The sequence below is a fragment of the Knoellia sp. S7-12 genome, assembly GCF_040518285.1.
Lineage (GTDB): Bacteria > Actinomycetota > Actinomycetes > Actinomycetales > Dermatophilaceae > Knoellia.
The window spans coordinates 3,956,994-3,971,719 of sequence record NZ_CP155449.1 but is presented as its reverse complement, the minus strand read 5'-3'; the positions used below and the strand labels follow the sequence as shown (position 1 = coordinate 3,971,719).

The 14,726-nt window shown below is 67.5% G+C and carries 14 protein-coding genes; 10 read left to right on the top strand and 4 right to left on the bottom strand.

What is annotated here, in order from left to right:
* Positions 1–70: 70 nt before the first annotated feature.
* Entirely contained in the window at positions 71–2,179 is a 2,109-nt protein-coding gene (locus V6K52_RS19195) for a hypothetical protein (protein ID WP_353951710.1), read from the bottom strand.
* 148 nt (positions 2,180–2,327) lie between these two features.
* On the opposite strand from V6K52_RS19195, the gene V6K52_RS19190 reads away from it, so the two are divergent.
* The 5 genes from V6K52_RS19190 (at position 2,328) to ppsA (ending at position 8,699) form a co-directional block, all read left to right on the top strand.
* Complete coding sequence (locus V6K52_RS19190) at positions 2,328–3,098, top strand: (Fe-S)-binding protein (RefSeq protein WP_353951709.1); 771 nt, start codon at positions 2,328–2,330, stop codon at positions 3,096–3,098.
* Positions 3,095–4,633: a LutB/LldF family L-lactate oxidation iron-sulfur protein gene (locus V6K52_RS19185; RefSeq protein WP_353951708.1), complete on the top strand. Its 1,539-nt coding sequence runs from the start codon at positions 3,095–3,097 to the stop codon at positions 4,631–4,633. The genes V6K52_RS19190 and V6K52_RS19185 overlap by 4 nt, the downstream gene beginning before the upstream one ends.
* Positions 4,630–5,364, top strand: a complete 735-nt coding sequence (locus V6K52_RS19180) for a lactate utilization protein C (RefSeq protein ID WP_353951707.1) — start codon at positions 4,630–4,632, stop codon at positions 5,362–5,364. The genes V6K52_RS19185 and V6K52_RS19180 overlap by 4 nt, the downstream gene beginning before the upstream one ends.
* A gap of 12 nt (positions 5,365–5,376) precedes the next feature.
* A complete protein-coding gene (locus V6K52_RS19175; RefSeq protein WP_353951706.1) occupies positions 5,377–6,219 on the top strand; it encodes a pyruvate, water dikinase regulatory protein in 843 nt (280 codons plus the stop codon).
* An 83-nt stretch (positions 6,220–6,302) separates the two neighbouring features.
* Positions 6,303–8,699: a phosphoenolpyruvate synthase gene (gene ppsA / locus V6K52_RS19170; RefSeq protein WP_353951705.1), complete on the top strand. Its 2,397-nt coding sequence runs from the start codon at positions 6,303–6,305 to the stop codon at positions 8,697–8,699.
* Between the two features lie 86 nt (positions 8,700–8,785).
* Here ppsA and V6K52_RS19165 read toward each other — a convergent pair whose 3' ends face one another.
* A complete protein-coding gene (locus tag V6K52_RS19165) occupies positions 8,786–9,901 on the bottom strand; it encodes an epoxide hydrolase family protein (RefSeq protein WP_353951704.1) in 1,116 nt (371 codons plus the stop codon).
* Between the two features lie 132 nt (positions 9,902–10,033).
* Here V6K52_RS19165 and V6K52_RS19160 point away from each other — a divergent pair, with 132 nt between their 5' ends.
* The 3 genes from V6K52_RS19160 (at position 10,034) to V6K52_RS19150 (ending at position 12,366) form a co-directional block, all read left to right on the top strand.
* The gene (locus V6K52_RS19160) at positions 10,034–11,014 is read left to right on the top strand and encodes a WYL domain-containing protein (RefSeq protein ID WP_353951703.1); all 981 of its coding nucleotides are present in this window, start codon (positions 10,034–10,036) and stop codon (positions 11,012–11,014) included.
* 149 nt (positions 11,015–11,163) lie between these two features.
* The gene (locus tag V6K52_RS19155; protein ID WP_353951702.1) at positions 11,164–11,793 is read left to right on the top strand and encodes a DUF1345 domain-containing protein; all 630 of its coding nucleotides are present in this window, start codon (positions 11,164–11,166) and stop codon (positions 11,791–11,793) included.
* A 33-nt stretch (positions 11,794–11,826) separates the two neighbouring features.
* Positions 11,827–12,366, top strand: a complete 540-nt coding sequence (locus V6K52_RS19150; protein WP_353951701.1) for an ACT domain-containing protein — start codon at positions 11,827–11,829, stop codon at positions 12,364–12,366.
* Between the two features lie 64 nt (positions 12,367–12,430).
* Here V6K52_RS19150 and V6K52_RS19145 read toward each other — a convergent pair whose 3' ends face one another.
* Both V6K52_RS19145 and V6K52_RS19140 read right to left on the bottom strand, forming a co-directional pair.
* On the bottom strand, positions 12,431–13,051 hold the full coding sequence (locus V6K52_RS19145; protein WP_353951700.1) for a cytochrome b/b6 domain-containing protein: 621 nt from the start codon (positions 13,049–13,051) through the stop codon (positions 12,431–12,433).
* Positions 13,052–13,176: 125 nt separating this feature from the next.
* Complete coding sequence (locus V6K52_RS19140) at positions 13,177–13,380, bottom strand: cold-shock protein (protein WP_009777120.1); 204 nt, start codon at positions 13,378–13,380, stop codon at positions 13,177–13,179.
* 278 nt (positions 13,381–13,658) lie between these two features.
* On the opposite strand from V6K52_RS19140, the gene V6K52_RS19135 reads away from it, so the two are divergent.
* Both V6K52_RS19135 and V6K52_RS19130 read left to right on the top strand, forming a co-directional pair.
* Positions 13,659–14,033 (top strand): metalloregulator ArsR/SmtB family transcription factor, encoded by a 375-nt coding sequence (locus V6K52_RS19135; RefSeq protein ID WP_353951699.1) that lies wholly within the window; start codon positions 13,659–13,661, stop codon positions 14,031–14,033.
* 2 nt (positions 14,034–14,035) lie between these two features.
* Positions 14,036–14,689: an SRPBCC domain-containing protein gene (locus V6K52_RS19130; RefSeq protein ID WP_353951698.1), complete on the top strand. Its 654-nt coding sequence runs from the start codon at positions 14,036–14,038 to the stop codon at positions 14,687–14,689.
* The last annotated feature ends 37 nt before the right edge of the window (positions 14,690–14,726 follow it).

The window sequence follows — 14,726 nt, the reverse complement described above, 5'->3', positions numbered from 1 at the left end:
ACGCGACTGAACGGCATACACCGAGGTTGTATGCCGTTCAGCGTCGCTCACGCATGGAACTCGCAGGTGACTACAGACCCAGGCAGAACCCGATGTCGTCGTAGCCGTAGTTCTTGCTCCACGGAACGCTGTCCACGATCGATCGGTCGTAGACGTGGAGCTGGACGACGTAGCCGCACTGCAACCAGTCGACCGTGGTCGGCAGCTGCCAGGTTCCCGAGGCCACCGGTGACGTTGTCGACACCGGGATGTGCGTCGGGTGGGTGGCAGGCGGGATGAGGCTGGCCGGCAGGGTGTTCAGGCTGTAGGAACCGAAGAACGGGTCCGTCGCCGTGAAGGTGCCCTGCACGAGGTCCCCGGGGTTGGCCCGGTTGCACGAGGTGCCGCTCGTGAACGTGATGTTCGCGTCCGGCTTCGTATTGTCGACCCGGATGGTGTGCCAGTCCGTGGCCCCGACCGGGGACAGGGCTGAGTCCACCATCTCCAGCCGTATCTCGTAGAGCCCGTCGACAACCACGCCCCTGGTCTGCCAGGCCGCGAGCTGCCCGAACGGGTTGAGCGCGGTCGACAGGTAGGGCGTGAATCCCGTGGTCGGGTCCGGTGTCCGAGTGACCACCGGGAAGAACCCGGTGACGAACGAACCCGTGACGGGTGTGCCGATCGACGAGCTCCCGGAGGGGCGCCACATCGCGCGGTACTGACGTCCTGCGGCAGCGAACGCGTCGTTGGCGTAGGCGTGGACGGTGACGACCCCACCGAAGGGGCAGGCCCGTCCGAGGGAGTCGGCCGGCGAGCCGTGCTCGATGAAGAGCGCTCCGGGCTGGGTGAGGCCGGTCGCCAGCGTGTCGATGGACTCGACCGGGATGCGCCCGAGCGCCCGGATGTCGGGGCTGTCGGTCGGCGGTCGACGGCGCGACGGGATCTCGATGTGGGTCTCGATCGCGTTGCCCCAACGCGGCCGGTCGAAGGGGTCGGTCGTCGAGGGCGGGGTGCCCCAGGAGAGCACGGCCCGGATGCGGCCGACCTTCGGCTCCTTGCAGCTGTCGGCGTGCTTGGCGGTCTGCGCCGGCACACCGACCCAGTAGTTCAGGCCGTCGGACGGAAGCTTGGGGTAGTCGTGCACCGCCACCTTGGCGGTGTCGAGATAGGTCCAGTCGCAGGTGTTGTCGTAGTCGACCCAGAACGCGACGTACTCGACCGACCCGGCGCTGCACGGTGGTCCGGAGAACCCGGACGGCAGCTTGATCTGCAGGGTCGACACGAGCAGGTCCCGGTTGTAGTCCAGACCCAGGCAGCTGATCTGCTCATAGGTCGTGTCCTCCTTGTTGTCGTTGAACGCACCGACGAGGTCACCGAGATCGATCTTGAGCAGCTTGAGCTCATCCGCGTTGGCCAGCAGCACCGATTGGTCCTGGAACCCGGACTGCTGCGTCGACGCCAGCAACGGAGCGGCGAACCGGTGCGCGGGGATCTTGTCGGCCCTCGCCACCTTGGCGGCGTGCACCAGCGAGAACGGTGCCGGGTCCGGCTCCGGGATCGGCAGCGGCAGGACGCTCTCGTACCAGTCCGGGATCTTCTTGAGATCGATCTCGAAGTCCTCGACGAAGTCGACGAAGAGCCTGCGACTGGGTCGCAGCTGGATGTGCCGGTCGATCGCGTTGCCCCAGATCGGGTTGTATCCGGGCTGGCTCGCAGGAGGCTGGACCTGCCACGACAGGATCGCGCGGACGAGCGGCAGCACCGGCCGCGAGCACCGCTGGCGCTTCTGGTCGTTGAGCGGGAAGGCGACCGTGTAGACCAGCGGCTTCGTCTTGTCCTTGTGGCAGTCGACGGAGTCGGGGACGTCGTGGGCGTTGAACGAGCCGAGCCCGACGTCCTCCCACGTCGCTCCGTCGTCGTAGGACAGGTAGAACCGCACCCATTCCGTGCTGCCCGGGCTGCACAGGTCGCCGCCGTAGCCGTTGGGGCGCTTGATCTGGATCGTTGCTTCCAGGTCGTCGGTGTCGGGATTGAAGCCGAGACAGGTGATCTCCTCGAAGACCGTGTCCTGGACGATCTCGAGCTGTGGCGTGAACTTCGTGTCCTTGAGGTTGCCGAAGTGATTCGGGTTCTGGGCCAGGAGCTTGGGCAGCTCGCTGCGCAGTCGCAGTGATCTCTCGATGTTCTTGTCGTCGGGCATGGGACCCCTCCAGTTCCAGTCGGCGGAGCTCGATGCCGGTGATCGAGAACGGTTTCCGCCGCCTGTCATGTGACAAGAGGGCGAGTTGTGCACCGCAGATACATCGACATTGCGGGCTTCCGTTGACGGTTCTTGCTTGGATGGCCCCATGACGGCAATGACGCCTCGCGACACTGACCTTCGGGTCGCCCTCTTCGCCACCTGTTTCAACGACACGATGTGGCCGGAGGCGCCCAAGGCGACGGTGCGCCTGCTCGAGCGTCTCGGGGTGAGCGTCGAGTTCCCGATGGAGCAGACCTGCTGCGGGCAGATGCTGACGAACACGGGGTATGCCGGTGAGGCCGTTCCGCTCGTCGCTCGCTTCGTCGACGTGTTCGGGGACTACGACGCAGTCGTGGCGCCTTCGGGTTCGTGTGTCGGATCGGTGCGTGAGCAGCACCCGATGATCGCCCGCCTGTCCGGCGATCCGGGGCTCGCCTCGGAGGTCGAGCGGGTCTCCCCCAAGGTCTACGAGCTGTCGGAGTTCCTCGTCGACGTGCTCCAGGTGACCGACGTGGGCGCCTTCTTCCCCCACCGCGTCACCTATCACCCCACGTGTCACTCCCTGAGGATGCTGCGGGTCGGTGACCGCCCGCTCCAGCTGCTGCGCGCCGTGCGGGGCATCGACCTGGTGGACCTGCCCGGTGCCGAGGAGTGCTGCGGCTTCGGTGGGACGTTCGCGATGAAGAACGCCGACGTCTCCGTCGCGATGGGCACCGACAAGGCGCAGCACGTGACCGACACCGGGGCCGAGGTCCTCGTTGCCGGCGACAACTCCTGCCTGGCACACATCGGTGGGATCCTCGGAAGGCAACGCTCCGGCATACGTCGCATGCATCTCGCCGAGATCCTCGCCTCGACGCAGGAGAACCCGTCATGAGCATCGGACCCGTCCAGGAGACGTCCGCGACCTTCGTCGGTATGCCGGCGTTCCCCGAGGCTGCACGCGAGGCCCTGGCCAACACGCAGCAGCGGACCAACCTGCGCAACGCGACGCACACGATCCGGGCCAAGCGTGCGTCTGTCGTCGCCGAGGTGCCCGAGTGGGAGGCCCTGCGCGTTGCCGGAGCGCAGTCCAAGGACGAGGCGCTGCACCACCTCGGCGACTACCTCGAGCACCTCGAGGCGTCACTGGTCGCAAACGGCGCGGTCGTGCACTGGGCGCGAGATGCCGATGAGGCCAACCGGATCGTCATCGACATCGCGCGGTCCAAGGAGGTCGACGAGGTCGTCAAGGTGAAGTCCATGGCGACCCAGGAGATCGAGCTCAACGAAGCCCTGGAGGCTGCTGGCATCAACGCGTGGGAGACCGACCTCGCCGAGCTCATCGTGCAGCTCGGGCACGACCGACCCAGCCACATCCTCGTCCCCGCGATCCACCGCAACCGCACCGAAATCCGCGACATCTTCATCCGCGAGATGGGCAAGGTCGGGCGCCCCGCACCCGACGACCTCACCGACGACCCCGCCGGTCTCGCCGAGGCGGCCCGGGTCCACCTGCGCGAGAAGTTCCTGCGCGCCAAGGTCGCCGTCTCGGGTGCGAACTTCGCCATCGCCGACACCGGCACCCTCGTCGTCGTCGAGTCCGAAGGCAACGGGCGCATGTGCCTGACCCTGCCCGAGACACTCATCTCGGTCGTCGGCATCGAGAAGGTCCTGCCGACGTGGGAGGACCTCGGGCCGATGCTGCAGCTGCTCCCGAGATCGAGCACCGGGGAGCGGATGAACCCCTACACGACCATGTGGTCAGGGGTGCACGAGGGTGACGGCCCCCAGGAGGTGCACGTCATCCTCCTCGACAACGGCCGGAGCCACGTCCTCGCGGATTCCGTTGGGCGACAGGCGTTGCGGTGCATCCGCTGCTCGGCCTGCCTCAACGTCTGCCCCGTCTATGAACGCACCGGCGGCCACGCCTACGGCTCGGTCTATCCGGGGCCGATCGGTGCCATCCTCAACCCGCAGCTGCGGGGGACCGCGAGCGAGATCGACCAGTCCCTGCCCTATGCCTCGAGCCTGTGCGGAGCCTGCTTCGACGCGTGCCCGGTGCGGATCAACATCCCCGAGCTCCTCGTCCAGCTGCGCGGCACGGTCGCCCAGCAGGGCGGTCACCGCGCGGAGTCGGCGGCCATGAAGGCCGCGGCCTGGGTGCTGTCAGACCCCAAAAGACTGGCCGTTGCACAAAAGGGCGCGACGACCGCGGGGCGGCTCATCGGCGGGCGCACGATCCGGTCCGTGCCCGGACTCGGTGCGTGGACGGACGCGCGGGACCTCCCCACCCCGCCCAAGGAGACGTTCCGACAGTGGTGGGTTCGCGAGCACGACGGACGCGATGGCGACGGGCAGGCCCGAGGGCGAGCGGACGGCATACCCGGCAGTGAAGGCGGCCTGCCCGACAGCGACGGGGACGAACGATGAACGCCCGCGACGAGATCCTTGCCAGGGTGCGGGCAGCCCTGACCGACGTGACCACTGATCCCTCACCCCGACTTATTGCCCGTTTGGCCAGTTCATCGGCCGGCGAACGGTCGCTGGGTGGTGGCCAAACGGGCAATAAGTCGCTCGCGGGGGCGGGGCCGGAGACGCTGGAGCTGTTCGCCGAGAACGTCGCCGACTACCAGGCGACGGTCATCCGGGTCGACGCGGCGGCGGGAGAGCCGGGTGTCGGCGCCGCCATCGCCGGCGTCCTGCGGGAACTCGGCTGCACGTCGGCCGTCCTGCCCGGGGGACTGGAAGCAGCCTGGCGGGTGGCGATCGAGGCCGACGTCGAGGTCCGCGACGAGGCGGAGGCGACGTCCGCGCTGGTGCTGGACACCGTGGATGCCGTGGTGACCGGATCGGCTGTGGGCATCGCGACGACTGGCACCATCGTGCTCGACCACGGCCTCGACCAGGGTCGGCGCGCGCTCACTCTCGTCCCGGACACCCACGTCTGCGTCATCCGAGCCGAGCAGATCGTTCACGACGTGCCCGAAGCCGTGGCCCGGCTACGCACCCAAGGCGCACCCCAGCGGGTGCTCACCTGGATCAGCGGCCCGAGCGCCACGAGCGACATCGAGCTGCAGCGCGTCGAGGGAGTTCACGGGCCACGCAACCTCATCGTCGTCCTCGTCGCGGACACCCACTGGCCGCGGACCAGCCAAGGCTGAGAGGCTGCAGGGATGGACGTCGTCGACAGCAGCGAGGTGCCCAGCGCCACACCCGTGTTCTTTGTCGCGGGCGGGACCGGTATCTCGGCCGAGACCCTGGGCAACCTCATGCTCGCCCAGTTCCCCGGCCTGACGTTCACGCGCCGCAAAATCCCCTTCATCATCACCGCGGAGCAGGCCACCACGGTCCTCGCCCAGATCGATGGCGCCGTGAGCGAGACGGTGACGCCGCTGGTCTTCTCGACGGTGTCCGACGGCGAGATCCGCCAGGTCCTCCAGGGCACCAAGGCTGCGTTCATCGACCTGTTCGGCTCCCACCTGGACACGGTCGAGCGCGTCCTTCACGTCAACGCCACCCACAGCGCCACCGCGCTGCACGGGGTCGGCGACACCCTGCGCTATGACCGGCGGATGCAGGCGATCGAGTTCGCGATGGAGCACGATGACGGCGCCAGTTTGCGCAACCTCGTGCAGGCGGACCTCATCCTCGTGGCGCCATCACGGTGTGGGAAGACCCCGACCTCGATGTATCTCGCCCTCCAGCACGGCCTCAAGGTCGCGAACTACCCCCTCGTCCCCGAGGACTTCGACTCCGACGAGCTCCCGCGCCCCGTCAAGGACCTCGGCGACAAGTGCTTCGGCCTGCTCTCGACCCCGGCCCGGCTCAGCCAGGTGAGAGGGGAACGCAGACCCGGATCGACCTATGCGAGCCTCGCCCAATGCAGTCACGAGCTGCGCCGAGCCGAGGCGCTCTATCGGGCGCACCGAATCCCCTCCATCAACTCCGCCAAGATGTCGGTGGAGGAGATGGCGACTGTCATCATGCAGAGCAGTCGCCTGCCCGACTTCAGCTGACATCGAGCCAGTCCAGCCCAGCCAGTCCAGCCCAGCCAGTCCAGCCGAACCAGTTCAACGGAACCCACGCAAAGGACCTGCCAATGACCGCCACAGACCAGGGCACTGCCAGCGAGAACGTCGTCTGGTTCGCCGACCTCGGACTCCACGATGTCGAGCGCGTCGGCGGCAAGAACGCCTCTCTCGGCGAGATGGTCCAGCACCTGTCCAAGGCAGGGGTGCGCGTGCCCGACGGTTTCGCGACGACGGCCGAGGCCTATCGACGCTTCCTCTCCCACGAGGGTCTCGCCGACCGCATCAACGCCGTGCTGGCCGACCTCGACGTTGAGGACACGCGTGCGCTCGTCGTCGCTGGCGCCGAGATCCGTGACTTGGTGGAGAAGCAGCCGTTCCCGGCCGACCTCGAGGACGAGATTCGTACGGCATACGAACGTCTTGTCGGCGACGCGGGAGAGGACGTGAGCTGGGCGGTGCGTTCCAGCGCGACGGCCGAGGACCTGCCGGACGCGAGCTTCGCCGGTCAGCAGGAGACGTTCCTCAACGTGCGCGGCATCGACAACATCCTGCTGGCGATCAAGCGGGTCTTTGCCTCGCTCTACAACGACCGCGCCATCGCCTACCGCGTGCACAGCAACTTCGACCACGAGAGCGTGGCCCTCTCCGCGGGCATCCAGCGCATGGTGCGCTCCGACATCGGGTCGTCCGGTGTGATGTTCACGATCGACACGGAGTCGGGCTTCTCGGACGCGGTCTTCATCACGAGCAGCTATGGCCTCGGGGAGGCCGTCGTACAGGGCGCCGTGAACCCCGACGAGTTCTATGTCTACAAGCCCGCGCTCCGAGCCGGTCGCTTCGCGATCCTCAAGCGCGGGGTCGGCGGCAAGGCCACCAAGATGGTCTACACGCAGGACGATGCCGTCGGCCGCTCGATCGACTTCGTCGACGTCGCGCCCGCTGACCAGGCCCGCCTCAGCCTCACCGATGCCGAGGTCACCGAGCTCGCCGAGCACGCGCTCAAGATCGAGGAGCACTACGGCCGGCCCATGGACATCGAGTGGGGCAAGGACGGCGTCGACGGCCAGCTCTACATCCTGCAGGCGCGGCCCGAAACGGTGAAGTCGCGCCAGACGGGCAACACCCTGCGGCGCTTCCGCATGGACGAGACCGGGCCGGTCATCGTCGAGGGTCGAGCCATCGGCCAGAAGATCGGGGCCGGCCCCGTGCGGGTCCTCGCCTCCGCCGACGCCATGCACGACTTCCAGGCCGGTGAGGTCCTCGTTGCCGACATGACCGACCCTGACTGGGAGCCAGTGATGAAGCGCGCCAGCGCCATCGTCACCAACCGGGGCGGCCGCACCTGTCACGCCGCGATCATCGCCCGCGAGCTCGGCATCCCCGCGGTGGTCGGGACCGGCTCGGCCACCCGCGACCTCGCCGACGGTCGCGAGGTCACCGTGTCGTGCGCCGAGGGTGACACCGGGCTCGTCTATGAGGGCCTTCGCGCGTTCTCCGTGTCCGAGACCGAGCTCGACGACATGCCGGAGGTGCCGGTCAAGATCATGATGAACGTCGGCACCCCCGATCAGGCTTTCGAGTTCTCTCGCCTGCCCAACAAGGGAATTGGGCTCGCTCGACTCGAGTTCATCATCAACCGCCAGATCGGGATCCACCCGCGGGCGCTGCTCGAGCTCGACGACCAGGAGCCCGAGATCAAGGCCGAGATCGAGGCGCTCATCGCGGCCTACGACTCGCCTCGCGACTTCTTCGTCCAGCGCGTCGCCGAGGGCATCTCGATGCTCGCTGCGGCTTTTGCGCCCGAGCCGGTCATCGTGCGCATGTCCGACTTCAAATCGAACGAGTATGCCGGCCTGCTCGGTGGCGCTCGCTACGAGCCGCACGAGGAGAACCCGATGATCGGCTACCGGGGGGCCGCTCGCTATCTCTCCGCCGACTTCGCCGAGTGCTTTGCGATGGAGGCCGAGGCGCTGCGGCTCGTGCGCAACGACATGGGGCTGACCAATGTCCGGGTCATGATCCCGTTCGTGCGCACCATCGCCGAGGCCGAGGGAGTCATCGACCTGCTCGCCCAGCACGGCCTGCGCCGTGGCGAGAACGACCTCCAGGTCGTGATGATGTGCGAGGTCCCCTCGAACGCCGTCAACGCGGACGCCTTCCTCGATCACTTCGACGGGTTCTCGATCGGGTCCAACGACCTCACCCAGCTCACCCTTGGGCTCGACCGTGACTCCGCGCTCGTGGCGGGCAGCTTTGACGAGCGCGACCCTGCGGTCAAGAAGATGTTGAGCATGGCGATCGAGGCCTGCAAGGCGCGTGGCAAATATGTTGGGATCTGCGGTCAGGGACCCTCCGACCACCCAGATCTGGCCGACTGGCTCCTCGACCAGGGCATCGAGTCGATGTCACTGAACCCGGACACTGTCGTCGACACCTGGCTGCGGCTGGCGAAGCACGCCGGTTGATCCAGTCCCCCACAACCGACTTATTGCGCAATCCGTCGTCACTCGCTGCGCTCGCGCCGACGGATTGCGCAATAAGTCGAGGACCTTCAGGCGTAGAAGGCCCGGATCGCTGCGGCGAGCTCCGCTGGCACCTCCATCGAGGCGAAGTGCCCACCCTTGGGGTGCTCGGTCCACGACACGATGTTGGTGTTGTCGCGCTCCGCGAAGGGCCGCATCGAGCGGAAGTCGTCCGCGAAGACCGCCACTCCGATGGCTCCCTCGTTGACGCGGGCCTCGACCGACTTCTCGGTGAAGTAGTAGCGGGCGGCGGCGGCGCTGCTGTTGGTGAACCAGTAGAGGCTGACCTGGGTGAGGACCTGGTCGCGCGTGAGGGTCGCAGTGCCGTTGCCGAAGTTCTCGAAGAGCTCGTTGTAGGCGAGCTGTCCGACCGGTGAGTCGCTCAGCGCGGCCGCGATCGTCTGCGGCCGTGAGGCGTTCATCTGTGCGAACCCGTTGACCGTCTGGAACCAGCCGGCGAACTCGAGCGCCCCGTAGTCGGCCGGCGTCATCTTCTCGAACTCGCTCGGGTCCCCCGACGGGAAGGAGAAGAGCTGCAGCACGTGCGCCCCGAGGAAGCCTTCGGGTGCGAGCGTCGCGAGCTCACGCGACACCATCGCGCCGTTGTCGGAGCCGTGCGCGCCGTAGGACTCGTAGCCCAGGCCGCGCATCAGGGCGTCCCACGTGCGGGCGATGCGGGCGGTGTCCCACTCGCCGTCCGACAGGGGCTGACTGAAGCCGATGCCGGGCAGAGACGGGATGACGAGGTGGAAGGCGTCGGTGAGGTGCGGGATGAGGTCGAGGAAGTCGACGAACGAGCCGGGGTAGGTGTGGGCGAGCAGGAGCGGCGTGGCGTCCTCATTGGCGGATCGGACATGGAGGAAGTGGATCGTCTGGCCGTCGATCTCGGTGAGGAAGTGCGGGTGGGCGTTCATCGCCTCCTCCTGAGCGCGCCAGTCGAAGCCGTCCTGCCAGTGCTCGACCATCGCGCGCAGGTAGGAGACCGGGGCGCCGTGGGTCCAGTCCTCGGTGCCGGTCTCGGTGGTGGGTTCGGCCGCGTAGCGGGTGCTGGCGAGGCGAGCCTGGAGGTCGTCGAGCTCGCTCTGCGGGATCGCGACGGTGAAGGGTCGAAGGGTCAGGGCCTGGGGGTTCTCGTTGGTGTTCATGGAAGTACCGTAGGAAGGGTTCCGGCACGCTTCGTTCCTGATTAAAATAGGAACCAGAAGAACTTTCGACAGGCGTGCGTCTGCATATGTGGTCGCTCTAGCCGCCACATCCGCAGACGTTGGGAGATCGTCGTGCTCCAGACCTCGGCGCGGCTGCTGGCGATGCTCGGCCAGCTGCAGGCGCGCGACATCGTCTCGGGCACCGAGCTCGCCGCCCGCCTCGACGTCGGCGAGCGCACGATCCGCAAGGACATCGAACGGCTGCGCGAGCTCGGCTACCCGATCGACTCGGTGCGCGGACCTGCCGGCGGCTACCGCTTCGGCGACCACGGACGCCTGCCGCCGCTGCTGCTCGAGCCGGACGAGGCGGTCGCCGTGGCCGTGGGCCTGGGCTCCGTCGCTGCGGTCCGCGGGATCGAGGAGTCGAGTGCCCTTGCCCTGTCCAAGCTCGAACACGTGCTGCCGGACCGGCTTCGACGGCGCGTGCGGGCGCTGCACGAGAGCACCGACGTCGGCCTCAACAACACGAGCAGCAACGTGCAGGCGCCGCCCGTTGACGTCGGGCTGCTCGCCGAGCTGGCCTCGGCGGTGCGCGACCGCGAGGGACTGCGGTTCTTCTACCACCCCGGTGGCGGTGACGAGGAGGAGCGCGTCGAGGCCGATCCCTATCGGCTCGTGAGCTGGCACGAGCGGTGGTACGTCGTCGCCCGTCGCCGGCCGACGGGTCAATGGCAGGTCTTCCGGGTCGACTGGCTGGAGCTGCGAACTCCTGGAGCTGGGCGCTTCGTCGCGAATCCCCTTGAGGGAGGCGACTATTCGTCCTTCGTGCTGAGAGAGGTCGCCTTCTCCGGCTGGAAGTTCAACTGCCGCATCGCTGTCGATGCCCCTGCGGCCGAGGTGCTGTCCCGCATCCACGCCGCAGTGGGGGTCGTCGAGACCGTCGACGAGACGCACTCTGTCCTCGTCACCGGTGGTGACAGTGTCGAGGTCGTGGCCGTCTGGATCGGGATGCTCGGTCTCGACTTCCACGTCACCGAGCCACCCGTGCTCGTCGAGCACCTGCGTGTCCTCGGCCGCCGCTACGCGAACGCCGTTCCGGCAAACCAGGATTGACGCGAACGAGAACGCAGGCCGGTATGCCGTGGCGCACCACGGCATACCGGCTTGCGTCTGCCGATGCGCGGCGCACGCGGGTTGCGCCAGGTCACGGCTGCTCTGGTCGACGAGACGCAGACCAGCCCACCGCGAGTAGCGTCTGCGCCGTGGACCGCATCACCTCACGACTCCTGATCGCCGCCGTCATCGGCATCCCCGTCGGCCTGCTCATCCCGCTGGGTGGTGCCGACGACGCGTTCATCCGGGTCCTCGCCTGTTACGCCCTGAGCGGCGCTGCCTTCGCGGGACCCCTGGCCTTCACGGTCTTCACCGAGGACCCGGCGCAGACGCGCTCGCGGATGGAGGGCGGCGACGGCGAACGTCGACTCTCTGACGTCGTCGTGGTCTTCGTCGGACTGGCGAGCCTGCTCGGAGTCGCTGTCCTGCTCATCGGCAGCCGTTCCGACGGTGATGCCAAGGCGGCGGCCGCCATCGTGGGACTCGCAACGGTTGCTGTCGGGTGGCTGTGCGTGCAGGCGGTCTACACGATCCGCTACGCCAGGATCTACTACGCCACGGACGAGCCGCCGATCGACTTCAACGACGACGAGGACCCGGCCCTGTCAGACTTCGCGTACTTCTCGCTCAACCTCGGCATGACCTACCAGGTGTCCGACACGAACGTGCGGACCAGGTCGCTGCGCAAGGTGATCCTCGCCCACACGATGCTGTCCTACCTCTATGGGACCGTTGTCATCGCCACGACCGTCAACCTCGTTGCCGGTTTCACGTCCTGAGCGCGACCGCCGACCGGCTGACTACCATCAGGTGTGACCACCACACTCGTCCTCACCGTCATCGGCGACGACCGCGCCGGACTCGTCAAGGCCCTGGCCGACGTCATCGAGCAGGGCGGCGGCAACTGGGAGCGCAGCCACCTCAGCGAGCTGGCCGGGAAGTTCGCCGGCATCGTCACGGTCACCGCTCCCGATGACCGGGTCGACGCGTTGCGGGCCGCGCTCGCGCCACTCGAAGGTCTGCTGCAGGTCGCGGTCCACGATGCTCGCGCTGTCGACGAAGTTGCGCCGCCTCGGGAGGCTCGCCAGGAGCTGCGGATCGAACTGCTCGGCAACGACCACCCGGGCATCGTCGGTGCCGTCTCGGGCGTTCTCGCGAAGCACGAACTCAGTGTCGCCGTGCTCGAGAGCGTGACCCGAGACGCCCCCATGTCCGGCGGGCGGCTCTTCGAGGCCAAGGCGCTCGTGACCGTCCCGGCGGGTGTCGACCTCGACGCCCTGCAGGAGGACCTCGAGGAGCTGGCGACCGAGATCATGGTCGAGCTGACGGTGTCGACCGACATGGCCGGCTGAGCCCGACGGGCACCGCAGACGAACGGCATACTCCCTCTTTTGCGAAGTATGCCGTTCGCTCGTCTCAGAGCATTCGCCGCAGCTGTCCGTGTCGGGCGTGGACGAGCATCAGGGCGACATGGACGGCCAACGCCATGAAGAAGGCCACATGGGCGGCGATGTGGAGGGCGAGCCAGCCATTGCCGGCCCACAGCAGGAGCAAGCCGCTCACCGGGACGACGAACAGTGTTGCGAGCAGCACCTTCTCGGTCGCGCCGGCGATCCGGCGCGACGTGGGACCGAGATGTTCGGCCCAGGGCGGCAATCCGGCCCGCCGCCAGAGCAGTCTCACCACGCCGAGCCCGAGGATGAGGAGGCCGAGAGCGACGTGGGCGAGCGGGAGGCTCGGGTCAGTGGGCCGGGTGAGGGCGTCGGCGACGAACTCGTCCTCCGCCTCGTCGGCCCTGGCGTCGAGCGCGTCCTCGAGCCGGTCCATCTCGTCGCGGGCTGCATCCAGGGGGTCTCCGTCGAGGTCCTTGACCCGCTCCTTGAGCTGTTCGACGCGCGCCTCGTCTGCGGCGAAGGCGGTCTCGTCGGCCTCCATCGCGTAGCCGACGAAGAACTGGGCCGCCAGCGCCATGACGGTCAGCCAGTGAAGGGCCTTCGCCACGACGCCGTAGCCGTGGGGACCGTTACGCCACTGCATGCATCGAACCCTAGGCCGCGAGCGGTCCTGGGGGGTCCGGACCGGAACGGGCAAGACGAAGGCCCCCCGACCACAAGGGTCGGGGGGCCTTCGCTGAGATCAGATGTCTCGAAGGTGGTGAAGGGTCAGATGCCCTTGACCTTCTCAGCCTGCGGGCCCTTGGGGCCCTGCGTGACGTCGAACTCGACCTTCTGGCCTTCCTGGAGCTCGCGGTAGCCGCCGCTCTCGATTGCCGAGTAGTGAACGAAGACGTCAGCGCCGCCGCCGTCCTGCTCGATGAAGCCGAAGCCCTTTTCGCTGTTGAACCACTTCACGGTGCCGGTTGCCACTTGGTGTTGCCTTTTCTGTAGTGCGAGTACCCCCGTGTGGAGCACTCATGCTGCCGATGCTCACCCCCGTAGGACCCACGCGAACCTTCGCGTAGCTACTCGGTCGTGTCGGCCACGCGGACGTGGACTGAAAGGCAACAGGGATGACGGTAGCAGTCTTCGTGCGCTGTGGCCTAGTGAGCGTCCACACCGGTGAAATGACCTCCGGACGGTCGTCGGGTGAGCAGCCGGCATGCATCGCCCTTGACTTATATAAGTTACAACGCAACTATGGAAGAATGCACGCACTCGACGTCCTTGGAGACCCGGTCCGCCGGCGCATCCTCGAGCTGCTCGCCGAGGGCGAGGCCAGTGCTGGAGCCGTCGGCGCCACGATCGGGGAGGAGTTCGGCATCAGCCAACCAGCAGTCTCTCAGCATTTAAAAGTGCTGCGGGACAACGGTTTTGCCACCGTTCGACCCGAAGGAACCAAGCGTCTGTATGCCGTTGACTCCCGTGGACCGAGCGAGGCACGGGAGTGGTTGTCCACCTTCGAACGCTTCTGGCTCCCGAAGCTGGCCGCCCTTGACACCGAACTCGCTCGCGGTCGGCGCCAGCGCCGACTCACGTCCAAAACCACGTCAAAACAACAGACACCACAGAAGGAGACCTGATCATGGTCGATGTCCTTTCCCAGATCGGCGCTGTCACCCGCGAGCTCCGTATTGATGACGTGGACGGCGAGAAGTCGCACGTCCAGTCGCTCGAGCAGGCCTATCCATCCCCGATCGACGACGTGTGGGACGCGGTGACGAGCCCAGAACGGATCCAGCGCTGGTTCCTCCCGGTGTCCGGCGACTTCCGGGTGGGTGGGCGCTTCCAGTTCGAGGGGCAGGCCGGGGGTGAGGTGCTCGAGTGCGAGCCCCCTGCCGACGATGTTGCGCGCGTTCTCGTCACGTGGGAGTACGGCGGTGGGGTCACCTGGCTGACGGTTGCCCTGGCAAGCGAGGGGGAGGGCACGCGGCTCCGGCTCGAACATGTGGCTCGCGCATCAGATGTGCCCGCCGAGATGTGGGAGGCATTCGGGCCGGGTGCGACCGGTGTCGGTTGGGACGGTGGGCTGCTCGGTCTCTCGCTGCACCTGGGTGCGGTCGAGGGTTCGCTTGCGCCGAGCGAAGCCGAGGCGTGGGCCGTCACCGACGAGGGCAGACAGTTCTATCGCGGAGCTGCCGACGGGTGGGGCTCGGCGCATGAGGCGTCCGGTGCCGATGCGGCGATGGCTGCGCGCGCGGCCGACGCGACCTATGGGTTCTACACCGGCACCGCCTGACGGAACCGGCCGGTCGACGGGGGCGTCCAAGGCTGTG